Source organism: Sphingomonas sp. P4_G2 (assembly GCF_056401155.1).
This window is the reverse complement of the sequence record NZ_JBFUJY010000002.1, coordinates 320,217-333,427: the sequence shown is the minus strand read 5'-3', so window position 1 is coordinate 333,427 and position 13,211 is coordinate 320,217. Positions and strand designations below refer to the sequence as shown.

9 protein-coding genes are annotated in these 13,211 nt (G+C 62.6%); 6 read left to right on the top strand and 3 right to left on the bottom strand.

All coding sequences use genetic code 11. The annotated features are described in order from the left end of the window. Positions 1-129: 129 nt before the first annotated feature. The 4 genes from AC1DRD_RS07050 (at position 130) to AC1DRD_RS07035 (ending at position 7,843) form a co-directional block, all read left to right on the top strand. Complete coding sequence (locus AC1DRD_RS07050) at positions 130-1,854, top strand: tetratricopeptide repeat-containing sulfotransferase family protein (protein WP_478040845.1); 1,725 nt, start codon at positions 130-132, stop codon at positions 1,852-1,854. A gap of 365 nt (positions 1,855-2,219) precedes the next feature. Beyond that, entirely contained in the window at positions 2,220-5,387 is a 3,168-nt protein-coding gene (locus tag AC1DRD_RS07045) for a TonB-dependent receptor plug domain-containing protein (RefSeq protein ID WP_478030036.1), read from the top strand. 82 nt (positions 5,388-5,469) lie between these two features. Continuing rightward, positions 5,470-6,255: a hypothetical protein gene (locus tag AC1DRD_RS07040; RefSeq protein WP_478030035.1), complete on the top strand. Its 786-nt coding sequence runs from the start codon at positions 5,470-5,472 to the stop codon at positions 6,253-6,255. 1 nt (position 6,256) lies between these two features. After that, complete coding sequence (locus AC1DRD_RS07035) at positions 6,257-7,843, top strand: sulfotransferase family protein (RefSeq protein WP_478040844.1); 1,587 nt, start codon at positions 6,257-6,259, stop codon at positions 7,841-7,843. Positions 7,844-7,900: 57 nt separating this feature from the next. Here AC1DRD_RS07035 and ahcY read toward each other — a convergent pair whose 3' ends face one another. Then, complete coding sequence (ahcY, locus tag AC1DRD_RS07030) at positions 7,901-9,307, bottom strand: adenosylhomocysteinase (RefSeq protein ID WP_478040843.1); 1,407 nt, start codon at positions 9,305-9,307, stop codon at positions 7,901-7,903. A gap of 83 nt (positions 9,308-9,390) precedes the next feature. Further along, complete coding sequence (locus tag AC1DRD_RS07025; RefSeq protein WP_478030031.1) at positions 9,391-10,215, bottom strand: sterol desaturase family protein; 825 nt, start codon at positions 10,213-10,215, stop codon at positions 9,391-9,393. Positions 10,216-10,360: 145 nt separating this feature from the next. Between AC1DRD_RS07025 and AC1DRD_RS07020 the strand changes: the two genes are divergently transcribed. Beyond that, positions 10,361-10,819, top strand: a complete 459-nt coding sequence (locus AC1DRD_RS07020) for a carboxymuconolactone decarboxylase family protein (protein ID WP_478040842.1) — start codon at positions 10,361-10,363, stop codon at positions 10,817-10,819. Then, the gene (locus AC1DRD_RS07015) at positions 10,807-11,667 is read left to right on the top strand and encodes a sigma-70 family RNA polymerase sigma factor (protein ID WP_478030030.1); all 861 of its coding nucleotides are present in this window, start codon (positions 10,807-10,809) and stop codon (positions 11,665-11,667) included. The genes AC1DRD_RS07020 and AC1DRD_RS07015 overlap by 13 nt, the downstream gene beginning before the upstream one ends. Before the next feature lie 39 nt (positions 11,668-11,706). Here the strand turns inward: AC1DRD_RS07015 and AC1DRD_RS07010 are convergent, their stop codons facing one another. After that, the gene (locus AC1DRD_RS07010; protein ID WP_478030029.1) at positions 11,707-13,164 is read right to left on the bottom strand and encodes a S41 family peptidase; all 1,458 of its coding nucleotides are present in this window, start codon (positions 13,162-13,164) and stop codon (positions 11,707-11,709) included. Positions 13,165-13,211 lie beyond the last annotated feature (47 nt).

The following is a 13,211-nucleotide window of genomic DNA, read 5'->3' as shown; positions in this document are numbered from 1 at the left end:
GCTTCTATCGAATAGTGGAGGGGCCGGGACTTTCCCGGCCCCTTTTTTGTAGCGGATTGCGGACTTTGCTGGCATCGCTCGGCCATGCCTGAGGATATCGGCTCTCTTCGGGCCGCGCTCGAAAACGGGATGCGGCTGCTTGATCGCAATCCCGTCGGCGCCGCCGAACAGGCGACAGCAATCCTTGAAGTCACCCCGGGCCAGCCCGACGCGCTGCGCTTGCTCGGGCAAGCGTTGCGAAAGCTTGGTCAAAGAGAGAGGGCCGCCAAGGCCGATCTGGCGGCGATCAACGCGACGCTGCGATTGCCCGACATCCGTTCTGCCCGCATCGCGATCGCCGGGAACGACCTCGCTTCCGCGGAGCGTCTGTTGCGAGCGCAATTGTCGCGGTCGCCCGACGACGTCGTCGCCACGATGATGCTGGCCGAGATCGCGTCCGCCCTGGGTATCTTTCCGGAAGCGGAGCGACTGTTGACGCACGCTGCGTCGGTGGCACCGGACTATCCCGACGCGCGCGTCAGCCTGGCGCTGGTCTTCTTCTCCCAGGGCCGCTTGGACGAAGCGCTGGCATCGCTCGACCACGTCATCGCCGACAATCCCGGGCATGTCGGCGCGGCGGCATCCAAGGCCGATATCCTGGCCCAGACCGGAAGCTATGACGAGGCGGCACAGACCTATGCCGGTCTCCTCGACACAGTCGGCGACCATCCGGAAGTCTGGCTTTGGTACGGCCACCTCCTGAAAACGATCGGCCGGCAATCTGACTCGGTCGCTGCCTATCGTCGTGCCACGGCGCTCGAGCCCGAGCTCGCCGAGGCCTGGTGGTCGCTGGCCGAATTGAAGGCCAACAAGGTCGAGGCGGATGACCTTTCGAAGATGGAGACCGCGCTGAGGCGCGCCACCGCGCCGACCAAGCAACTCTATCTGCATTTTGCCCTGGGCAAGGCGTTCGAGGACCGCAAGGAATGGGAAGCCTCGTTCCGCCATTATGCCGATGGCAACCGGCTTCGGCTCGAGCAGGAGCCGCATGATCGCGATGCGATTTCCGATGAGGTCGACGCCTCGATTGCCTTGTTCGATCGCGCATTCTTCGCCGAACATGGCGGAATGGGCTGCCCCCTGCCCGACCCGATCTTCGTCATCGGCATGCCCCGCGCCGGCTCCACGCTGGTCGAACAGATCCTGGCGAGCCATTCGCAGATCGAGGGCACGTCGGAACTGCCCGATATCCCGCTCATCGTCCAATCGTTGGTCGCCAAGGACTGGCAGAACCGTGCGGCAGCCTACCCGGCCGTCATAAAGCGCCTCACGCCAACCAACCTGCGCGAGCTCGGCGAGCGCTACATCGCGAATTCGGCTTCCAAACGAAAGACTTCCCGGCCGTTCTTCGTCGACAAGCTGCCCAATAACTGGCGCTACCTCGGCCTGATCCATCTGATCCTGCCCAACGCGAAAATCATCGACGCGCGGCGCGATGCGATGGCTTGCTGCTTCTCGAACTTCCGTCAGCATTTCTCGCGCGGGCAAACCTTCGCTTATTCGATGCAGGATCTCGGAAGCTATTATCGCGATTACATCCGGGCGATGGACCATTTCGACAGGATCCTGCCCGGCCTGGTACATCGCGTTCAGCACGAATCGCTGGCGGCCGATCCCGAGCGGGAAATCCGTGCCCTGCTCAACTATCTCGACTTGCCGTTCGAGGAAGCGTGTTTGCGCCCCCATGAAAATGCGCGGCCAGTCCGTACGGCAAGCTCGGAACAGGTCCGCAAGCCAATCAGCCGCGACGCGTTCGATCTCTGGCGCCACTATGAGCCGTGGCTCGACGATCTGAAGGCTGCGCTGGCCGGCTGAAGCGCGAACGAAAAAGGGCCGACAAAGCCAGCCCTGTCCGTCGATCCTGCCAGGCGGGATCAATACCGATAATGATCCAGCTCGTTCGGCCCCTCGACCGACACGCCAATATATCGACGTGCTTCGGGCCGAGCTTGATCGGTTTCCAAGCTCCTCTCCCACTTTCCTGGGACGCTGTTGCTTGCGGGCAACGCTTGACTGCACCGGCGTGACAATTTTTGTCGATTTCGGGCTTTAGCACCTGAATTCGGCTAATATTTTCTGAATGAACCATGTATTCATGTAGCGTTAATTTAGGGACTTGATCGCCGCAGCGCAGCAATGCAGTCTCACTCGCATAAATAGGTCAAAAAAAGGGGGCCTCGATGCGAAAAACGTCTCTGCGCGCGTCCAGCGCGCTGTGTTCTGTCGCGTTCATAGCGTTGTTCCAAGCGTCGGCTGCTTGGGGTCAAACAACCCCGCCCGACGATCAGTCGATCAGTGCAACGGCTCCGGATACCTTAAAGGACCCACTCGCCGACGCGCAGAAGGATAAAGACGGCACCAACGAAATTATCGTCACGGGATCGCGCATCAAGACGGTCACCCCTTTCAACAGCCCTGACCCGGTCACGGTGATCAGCCCGCAGGTCGCCATGCGCGAGGGCAAATTTGATGTCGCCAATATGCTGCAGAGTTCGCCGATCGCGGCCGGCTCGACGCAGATTACGTCGGCCTTGTCCTCCAATTTCGTTACCGCGGGCGGCCCGGGTGCGCAGACCATCGACTTGCGCGGGCTCGGTGCCAATCGCACTCTCGTGTTGCTGAACGGACGGCGCGCCGGTCCGGCGGGTACACGCGGAGCGGTATCGGCGTTCGACCTGAACGTTCTACCGCAATCGATCGTCTCCAGTATCGAAGTGCTCAAGACGGGCGCGTCGTCGGTTTACGGCTCGGACGCCGTCGCGGGCGTGGTCAATATCATCACCAAGACCGATACCAACGGCCTCCAGCTCGACGGTAATGTCTCGAAGCCGTTCGACGGCGGTGGCGAGGAATATCGCATCAATGCGATCTGGGGAAAAAGTTGGGGCAACAAGGCCCATTTCATGATCGCGGCCGACTATCAGCACACCAACGAACTCAGGCGCGGCGACCGCAGTTACCTCGCCTGCCCCGAAGCGTACACATTCAAGCCCAATGGCGGCGGCCGCGCCGATCTGATCGATCCGCGCACCGGCAAGTACAAGTGCGAGGACCTGCGCTGGGGCCATGTTTGGACGTACAACCTGATCGGCAATATGCAGCTCGACGGGCCGGGCGGTCCGAACACCGGCCTCGATACCTCGCCCAACGGCGAAACGGTACTGCTGCAATATCAATATCCCGGCGAGAATCTCGGCATCCCAGCCTATGGTGCCCCGGCATATTCTGGCGACCTTGGTACGCCCCCCGGCTGGTACCCGACGGGCTACAACACCGCCTCGCTGGCGCCGCAGAACGCCTATCACCCGTTCGTCGAGGAACAGACGATCATCCCGAAGACCGATCTCTACACGGTCTATGCGGAGGGCGCGTACAAATTCTCGGACTCGGTCGAGTTGTTCGGCGAATTCCTTGCCAACCGGCGCAAAACCTACCAGAACGGCTGGCGCCAGTTCTGGAGTTTCGGCTTTACCGGCGACCTTTACGGGACTGGCACCACCTACAATTTCTGGGCTCCCGGCTGGACCGGCGTCAACCTGCTGAGCCCGACCGGCATCACCAACCAGGCCGACAGCAGCCAGAAGGTCGATTACTGGCGTGCCGTCGGCGGCTTGCGCGGCGATTTCGGTGCCGGCGGCAAATGGCATTACGAAGCTTACGGCCAGTATAGCAAGAGCGTCGGGCGCTACCGCACACAGCAGATCCTGCAAGATGTCTACGACATCAGCACGCAGCAGGGCTTCGGTTCGCTGGGCTCGTGCGTCGGCATGATCACGCCGATCTCGAAGAAGCAATGCATCGACTTACCGTGGACCGATCCCAACTTCCTCGCCGGCCAGATGACGCAACAGCAGATCGACTTCCTGTTCTCCTGGGAGGAAGGCAAGACGACCTATACCCAGTTGAGTGGCGAAGCGTCGGTGTCGGGCGAATTGTTCAAGCTACCGGGCGGCCCGCTCGGCATCGCTTTCGGCGTCACCGGACGCCAGGACAAGATCAACGACGTACCGGGCGCGATCACCCTCGCGGGTAATGCATGGGGGGCGTCTACTTCGGGCATCACCAAGGGCCGCCAGGAAACTTACGAGGCGTTCGGCGAACTCAACGTGCCGCTGCTGAAGGACGTCACGCTCATCAAGGAGCTGACTTTTTCGCTCGCAGGGCGCGTCACCAATGTCAAATCTGTGCGAGCATCCGATGGCAAATCGTTTAGCGACAATGGTAATTTCACCTACAAGCTGGGCGCCAACTGGGCATTGACCGACTGGCTCCGTTTCCGCGGCAGCTATGGCACCTCGTTCCGTGCGCCGGCGCTGTTCGAGCAGTTCCTCGCGAATGAAACCAGCTTCCCAAGCCAGCGTGCCATCGATCCCTGCATCCAGATCGCCGCCAATCTGGCGGCGGGTCTCATCAACCAGCGTACTTACAACAATTGCGTGGCCGATGGCATCCCGACCAACTATCCGGGCGGCAGTATCACGGCGACCGCGATCGCACAGGGCGGTATTGGCGACCTCGTCTCCGAAACCTCCAAGGCAATGGTCTTCGGCGGGATTTTGACACCCAAATTCTCGTTCTTCGGGGAAAGCACGCGATTGAGCCTCGCGGTCGACTATTTCGACATCAAGGTGAAGGGCGAGATCTCCCAACTCGGGGCGTCGACCATCGTCCGGGGCTGCTACAATTCGCTAACCTTCCCCACCGACCCACTGTGCAGCCTCTTCCAACGCGGCGGCATTCCCAGCGCGCCGCTGACCATCTCGACGGTCGAGGACAAATTCATCAACGTGGCCAGCCAGCACAATAGCGGCCTCGACGTCACCTTCAACGCGCGTCAGGATCTGGGCAAGCTGGGCACGTTCAACTTCACCGCCGACATGACGTGGCAGTTCATTGACAACAAACAGTTATTGTCAAGTTCTCCGATTGAATCAGACAATGGCGAGGCGGGGTCGCCACGTTGGGTGGGCGATTTCCGCTTCAACTGGCAACCCAATAAGAGCCTCAGCCTGTTCTACGGAATCAACGTGATCGGTGGCACGTCCAATTTGAAGGACTTCCTGCGGGACAATGGCGGCCAGCGGTGCATCAATTCATCGATACGGGGCACCTATTGCCCAGTGCTCACCACCTCGGCGGTGTTCTACCACAACATGTCGATCACGCAGGATATCGCCGATGGCAAGTTCTCGATCACGCTCGGTCTCAGCAACATCTTCGACAAGCGTCCACCGCGCGTGTCAGTGCTGAACGGCGGCGAGATTTCGATGCTCGGTCCGGTAGTGGCTGCGTCGCAATACAGCTTCGTCGGTCGTAAGGGCTTCGTGAACGTTTCGACGAAGTTCTGATCCGACACCGGAAACTGGCTGGGCGGCGTGGCGACATGCCGCCCGGTTTGTCTCTGCCCGCCGTCGCTTCTAGGATAGCGTGATGCCCAATGTGTTCGTCCTGGCTGACACGCTCGACGCTGAGAATGGCCGTTTCGCGCAGGCTCGCTTGCGCAGTCCGGTATTCCTCAACAGCATACCCAAGAGCGGCAGTCACCTGCTGCGCAATATTTTGCGCATGTTCGTCCCTGTCGACCAGCAATGGAATCGCGACTTCGTCCAATGGCCGACCCTGCAGCAGCATCGGGCCGCTTTCGACCCCGCCAAGCCGATGCTGAGCTGGGGACATCTGTTCCTCGCCGACGCCTCGCTGATAGAAACCGCGGCAGCACGCCGCATCCTGCTCTACCGCGATCCCTATGACTGGGTGATCGCCCGGGCGCGATTCTTCTTGTCCGAGCAATTCGTCGGCAATGTCGACCATTTGAAGTCGGAGTCACTCAGCCTCGACGAGCTGCTGACGATGATGATCTTCGGCCTGCCGGGCCGCGAGCCCTCGCTCAACGATACCTACGAGCTCAATGCCGCTGCTTGGCTCGGCGCGCGCGTCTGGCCGGTCAGGCTGGAGGATTTGTCTGCGGCCCTCACCGACCTCGATTCAGCGGCATCGGAGACGTTCTTCGCCGATCTGCTCGCTGCTTGCGCGATCGACCGGCCAGACGACTGGCGCGAGCGCGTACGGGTTGGTGCCGACCGCCGCCAGAGCGGAACCGCGCGCGAGAACCTGACAGGCATTGCGCGCGAACTGCCTGACACGCTTGGACCGCGCCATCGCGCGCTGGTCGATTATCACGCGCCCGGTCTGCGTGCGCTGCTGGGCTATGCGTGACATGACCGGGCTTCGCTCCACGATTTCCGGCTTCCCGCAGCTGGCGCAGGCCCGCAGGCTGATGAGCGGTGCTCGGTTCGACCAGGCCGCGGAATGCGTGATGACGCATCTGCGGCAGCATCCGGGCGAACCGCGCGGTCTGACGATGCTGGGCGAGATCGCCAACGCGCTGGGCGCGCTCGGTCAGGCCGAGCACTTCCTGCGCCAGGCAATCACGCGCGGCGGCGACGATTTCGGCACGCGTCGTCTCCTCGCGCTGGTCGTCAATCAGCAGGAGCGCATCGCCGAATCCGATGCGATGTTCGCCCAGCTCGAGCGCGAAACGACCGATCCCGAAATCCGCGCGCTGCGAGCGGCGATACTCGACAAACTCGGCCGTAACACCGAATCGATCACGATCTACGAGCAGCTGACGCGCGACTATCCCGACAAGACTCGTTTCTGGATCCAGTATGGCCACGCGCTACGCGCCGCCGGCCGCGTTCCCGAAGCGATCACGGCTTATCGAACGCCGCTGGCCGACGACTATGAGTGCGGTGAAGCCTGGTGGGCGCTGGCCAGCATCAAGAGCCGAGTGCTTACCGACGACGACGTCGCGACGATGCAGCGTGGCGCCGCGGACGCGGTCGATGTTCGGAACAGCGCTCCGCTGCATTTCGCACTCGGCCGCGCGCTTCATGATCGGGGCCTCTACGCCGAGGCGTTCCGCCATTATGCGCAGGGCAACGCCGAACGCGCCGAATGGATCGGCTATGACGCCAGCGAACTGACCGCCGAAATCGACGAAATCGCCCAACTGGTCGATACGCACTTCGTCGCAAAACTCGGTGAGGCACCCGATGCCGATATCGTGCCGGTATTCATCGTCAGCCTGCCGCGGTCGGGTTCGACCCTGCTCGAACAGATGATGGGCAGCCATGCGGAGATCGAGCCGGTCGGAGAGCTGCCCTATGTCCCTGCCCTGCTGCGGACTGCGATGGAGCTGGCGACGCGGCGTGGGCGCGTCACCGTACCGCAACTCATCGCGCAACTCGATGGCGCGACAGCGGCGGCAATGGGCCGAGACTATCTCGCGCGCGCGGCGCTGCACCGGCGCGCGGGCACGCGATTCTTCCTCGACAAACTGCCGCACAATTGGAGCAACATCCTGTTCGTTAAGCGAATTCTTCCTCAGGCGCGCTTTCTCGATATCCGACGGCCCGCCATGGATTGTTGCTTTTCCAACTTCACCCAATCCTTCTCGAACGCGCACGCCTCGTCATTCGCGCTCACCGATATCGGGCGCTGCTATATCGACTATATCCGGATGATGCGGCACCTCGACGCGGTGGCGCCGAGCCTTGTGCACCACGTCGATTACGAGCGGCTGATCGCCGATCCCGAGCCCGAATTGCGCGCGGCACTCGACTCTCTCGGTCTGCCCTGGGACCCGACGATTCTCGACTTTCACAGGAACGAACGAGTCGTACGCACGCCATCGAGCGAGCAGGTCCGTCGCCCGCTCAACCGCGACGGTCTGGGTGTGTGGGAGCCTTATGCCGAATGGCTCGGCCCACTGCGCGATACGCTGGGCGACCTCGCCGCTTGATACGAAAAGGGCCGCGGATCGCTCCGCGGCCCCTCGCCTATTCGCTTGGAAGAGCGCTCAATAGCGATAATGATCCGGCTTGAACGGGCCCTCGACCGGCACGCCGATATAATCGGCCTGCTTCTGGGTGAGCTTGGTCAGCTTCACGCCCAGCTTTTCGAGGTGGAGTTCGGCGACCTTCTCGTCGAGGTGCTTCGGCAGGACGAAGACGTCGTTCTTATATTCGCCGGCCTTGGTGAACAGTTCGATCTGCGCCAGCGTCTGGTTGGTGAATGACGACGACATCACGAACGACGGGTGGCCAGTCGCATTGCCGAGGTTGACCAGGCGGCCCTTCGACAGGATGATGATCTGCTTGCCGTCGGGGAACTCGACCAGGTCGACCTGCGGCTTCACTTCGGTCCACTTGTAGTTGGACAGCGCCGAAATCTGAATCTCGCTGTCGAAATGGCCGATGTTGCAGACGATCGCCATGTTCTTCATGCCCTTCATGTGATCGGCAGTGATCACATCGGCATTGCCGGTCGCGGTGCAGAAGATGTCGGCGCGGGTCACCGCTTCCTCCATCGTCACCACTTCATAGCCTTCCATCGCCGCCTGCAGCGCGCAGATCGGATCGACCTCGGTCACCAGCACGCGGGCGCCGCCGTTGCGCAGCGACGCCGCCGAACCCTTGCCGACGTCACCGAAGCCGGCGACGCAGGCGACCTTGCCGGCGAGCATCACGTCGGTGCCGCGGCGGATCGCGTCGACCAGCGATTCCTTGCAGCCATAGAGGTTGTCAAACTTCGACTTGGTCACGCTGTCGTTGACGTTGATCGCCGGGAACGGCAGCTCGCCCTTCTTGGCGATCGCGTAGAGGCGATGGACGCCGGTGGTGGTTTCTTCCGACACGCCCTTGATGTTCTTGACCGTCTCGGTGAGGTAGCCGGGCTTGCGCTTGATGAATTCCTTCACCGCGCGCTGCATCTCGATCTCTTCCTCATTCTCGGGCTCGGCGAACGACTGGCCGGCCTCGAGCTTGGCGCCCCACAAAGCGAACATCGTCGCGTCACCGCCATCGTCGAGGATCATGTTGCAGGTCTCGTCACCCCAATCGAAGATCGAGCCGACATAGTCCCAATATTCGGCCAGGCTCTCGCCCTTGATCGCGAACACCGGCACGCCCGACGCGGCGATCGCGGCGGCGGCATGGTCCTGGGTCGAATAGATGTTGCAGGTCGCCCAGCGCACCTTCGCGCCCAGCGCGGTGAGCGTCTCGATCAGCACCGCGGTCTGAATCGTCATGTGCAGCGAGCCGGTGATGCGCGCACCCTTGAGGGGCTGCGACGCGCCGAACTCCTGACGCAGCGCCATCAGGCCCGGCATCTCGGTCTCGGCGATGTTGATCTCCGCACGGCCGAAATCGGCGAGGGAAAGGTCCTTGACGACATAATCGGTCGTACGGTCGAGCACGGTGGCCACGTCAAAAATCTCCGGAAAAGTCGGTTGATGCGGCTCCCCTACCTAACCGGCGGCCCGATTGCAATCTCGATATAAAGATTTCTTTATATGTTCGCCGGAGCGGTCGTTGCGCGCGCCGGATCGTCCTGCCGGCCAAGGCGATAGGGCAAGGTCGCCCAGGCGATCACGTCGCGCGGCTGGTCGATCTCGGCAAGTCCTACATCGGGCCATTCGTCCGCCGCGGGAAAATGCGCGGTGCCGAACAGGCGATCCCACAGGGTCGTGAATGCCCCGAAGTTGCGATCAAAATGACGCTCCTCGAGCGAATGGTGGATGCGATGAAAGCGGTTGTCGCAGAAAAACACCCGGAGCGGCCCGAGATGGACGCTGGTCGGCGAGTGGATGAACGAGGAATGGAGGTGTAGTAGCACCGCCATCGCCGGCGCCAGATATCCCGTGTCGCTGCCGAACAAGCTGGCCGGCAACAGCAGGAGCACGGCCTGGAAGAACGGCTCGGTAATATGGTGATAGGCGTTGACCGCGTTCATCTCGCGCATCGAATGATGGACTGCGTGATAGCGCCAGAACCATCGATGCTGGGCGCGGTGGCACCAGTAGAAGAAGAAGTCATAGACCGCCGCGCCGGCGACCGGTGCCAGGATCATGGCGAACGGTCCGGCCCAGCGGAATTCGAGCGGCAGGATCAGGATCGGCTCCAACCCCAGCCAATGCCATATCGCGCGGAACGCCGTATAGGTTGCCGCCATCACCGGCAGCCAGATCGCCCAGAACAGAATCCCCGGCAGACGGCCGCGCAGCGAATGGCGGTCGCGCGGCAACAGCAATTCAAGCGCGGTCATCAACGCGAAGGAGAAAAGCCAGGGCGTCGCGGCCGGTAAATATGTGAACAGGAGTTCGGCGAAGCGCATGGGACGATGCTTGCCACGCGGATCACTCCCAAGTGGTTAAATGGCGGTCGAAAAATCAGTGAGCCGAAAAAAACCTTCGGCCCATGTCACATCGGCCCACGCTGTCTCGTCAGGTCTGCGCAACCCTGATGAAAAGGACCCAATCATGAAGACTCCCCGCCTCAATGCCTGGACCGCCGCCCCCGAAATCACGCAGGCGTTCCTCGCTTACTCGAACGCCGTCGCTGAAAGCGGCCTCGAAAAGCCGCTGCTCGAACTGGTCAAGATCCGCTCGTCGCAGATCAACGGCTGTGCCAATTGCATCAACATGCACACGTTCGAGGCGCGCCAGGCCGGCGAGACCGAACAGCGCATCTATCTGACCTCGGCATGGCGCGAGGCGCCGTGCTATACCGACCGCGAGCGCGCGGCGCTGGGTTGGACCGAGGCGCTGACGCTGATCGCGGACAAGGGCGCCCCGGACGATGTCTATGCCGCGCTCGATGCGCAATTCAGCAAGGAGGAGCAGATCAAGCTCACGATGATGATCAACGTGATCAATGGCTGGAACCGCCTGGCGGTCGCTTTCCACCTGTTCGAGCCGAGCCTCGGATGGAAGGCGTGAGCGACGCCGCTGCCCAATTCGACGCGCTTCGGCCTCGGCTGATGCGCGTCGCCTACCGCATGCTCGGCTCGGTCGCCGATGCCGAGGATGTGGTGCAGGATGCTTGGCTGCGCTGGGCCGACACCGACCGTGACGCGGTCCGCGTGCCCGAGGCGTTCCTGCGCCGCGTGGTCACGCGGCTATGCTTGGACCAGCTCAAGTCGGCGCGGGTGCGGCGCGAGGAATATATCGGCCCCTGGCTGCCCGAACCGGTGGTAGAGGCCGAGGAAGTGGAGGATGTCACTCTCCCCCTCATGCTCGCGCTCGAACGGCTGTCGCCGCTCGAACGCGCGGCCTTCCTGCTCCACGACGTGTTCGGCGAGAGTTTCGACGACGTCGCCGAAAGCCTCGGCCGCGACGCAGCGGCCTGCCGTCAGCTCGCCAGCAGGGCCCGCGAGCATGTCCGGGCGGAAAAGCCCCGCTTCCCGGTCGAGCGCGAACATGGCCTGGAGATCGCCCAGGCCTTTTTCGCGGCGACGCGCGGCGAGATCGGCGTCCTGGGCGCTATGCTGGCGGACGATGTGAGCCTTTATTCGGATGGCGGCGGCAAGCGGCCCGCCGCGGCGCGCATCATGCTCGGCTCGGAAGAGGTCACGCGCACCTATGCAGCGATCCAGCGCCTGCTCCAGGGCCGTTTCGGCGAGCTGATCCGCTTCGCCTGGATCAACGGCCTGCCTGGCTTCGTCACCCGCGAGGCCGATGGCGTACTCCAGACCACCGCGCTACTGATCGAGAACGGCCGCATCAAGGCGATCTACGTGATGCGCAATCCGGACAAGCTGCGGCACCTGGAGGGCGCGTTGCACTGAGCACGCCGCGCCTGCCCGACCCTGCCGGCATGACTGCCGCTATCGGGGGCAAACCGCGTTTGCTGGCTTCACCCAATTCTGGTCGAGCAGGGTCAGCGCGACGCGCCATGCCTTGTCCTTGCGGTTGCCGATCTCCATCACCTCCGGCGGCACATCGCATTGGGGAAACACCCCGCGATCGGCCTGCATCGGACGCCAGTTGAGCCGAAATTGCAGGAGCGGAACCGACAAGCGCAACCCCGAATTGGGCAGCACGACGTTCCAGCTATAGCCGCTGGTATTGCCCTGATCGCTGCCACCCACTTCCTCGCCGACGAAAACGCCGCGATGGGTGTGCCAGAGCATCGACGCGAGCTCGGCGCCGCCCGAGAAGGTCCTGCCACCGGCCAGGACCACCAATCGACCGTGAAAGACCGGTGCGAACACGGCCCAGCGCGACATCAGGCCCTCCGGTGCCTTGTTCAGCCGCAACAACCGACCGCCGTTGATCCTGCGCTGTCCACGCAATTCCTCGTCGTCGAACACCGTCGTCTCGAAGTGCTTCCCGGAATTGCTCGTGATCGACACCGCGCTACCGCGCGCTTCCACCGCAGCATATTTGTGCAGCAGCCGTGACGTCAGATAGGAAAAGAGTATACTCTCATTCGGCTCCGATCCGCCGCCATTCTCGCGCAGATCGAGGATCAGGTTCCTCGCCCCGCCGCGCGCGATTTCGGTGAACCGCGCCTTGATCGTATCCGGAAACTTCGCTCCCGCGGCGCGATATCTCTTGTTGCTGAAGGTCGGCACCGAAAGATAGGCGGTCACGGGATTGACCCATTCGAGCGTCGCTAGGGTCGACGTGGTCGTTTCGGGAAGAGCCGGGCGACCGCTATAAGGGATCGGATGGACGTCGCGCTCGACCGTCGATCCATCGGCGACCCGCAGGCGCAGGTGAAAGACCGGTTCTTCACCGCGCAGCCGGTACCGAAAACTCGCATAGCCGGCACCCCCGGCAGCGCGCATCGCCTGGGTCGGGATCGAGCCGTCGGTACCGTAGGCGATCATGATCTCGCGCACGAGCGTATCGAACCCTTCGCCATCGATCGACAGCAGCCGCGTACCACGGGCGATATCGGCGGCATCGCCATGGCCTGCGACGACGAACACGCCCTCGGTATTCCAGTGCAGATCGAGCGGAAAGCGACGCGAATTCCTGCCGGCAAGAAGCATTGCCTCGCTCGGCTGGAAACTCAGATGCCCTTCGCCGATCCCGCTCATCAGGGGAATGAGAAGGCGGTAGAGGCTCCAATCGTCGCGAACCTGGGCCAGCGCCGCGCTCGCCCGCGCCTTCGCCGTACGCCAATGCTCGGCCGATTGATGCCAATAGATGTTCGGCAGCCCGGCTTCGACTGCTGCGATCACCAGATCGAAATCCTCGCGCGCCTGCGCCGACGTCAATTGGCCCGATGACTCGCCGGCCGGTTGCGCTTGCCCACCGGCCGGAAGCGCCGACACGCATAAGGCTATCGCACTCCATAACGCGAGGCCGCGTGCGGCGCGGC

Bases quoted from the DNA above. Each gene is read 5' to 3' on its own strand.
- AC1DRD_RS07015 (WP_478030030.1), top strand. From the start codon at position 10,807: ATGGAAGGCGTGAGCGACGCCGCTGCCCAATTCGACGCGCTTCGGCCT.
- AC1DRD_RS07040 (WP_478030035.1), top strand. From the start codon at position 5,470: ATGCCCAATGTGTTCGTCCTGGCTGACACGCTCGACGCTGAGAATGGC.
- AC1DRD_RS07025 (WP_478030031.1), bottom strand. From the start codon at position 10,215: ATGCGCTTCGCCGAACTCCTGTTCACATATTTACCGGCCGCGACGCCC.
- AC1DRD_RS07050 (WP_478040845.1), top strand. From the start codon at position 130: ATGCGGCTGCTTGATCGCAATCCCGTCGGCGCCGCCGAACAGGCGACA.
- AC1DRD_RS07035 (WP_478040844.1), top strand. From the start codon at position 6,257: ATGACCGGGCTTCGCTCCACGATTTCCGGCTTCCCGCAGCTGGCGCAG.
- AC1DRD_RS07045 (WP_478030036.1), top strand. From the start codon at position 2,220: ATGCGAAAAACGTCTCTGCGCGCGTCCAGCGCGCTGTGTTCTGTCGCG.
- AC1DRD_RS07020 (WP_478040842.1), top strand. From the start codon at position 10,361: ATGAAGACTCCCCGCCTCAATGCCTGGACCGCCGCCCCCGAAATCACG.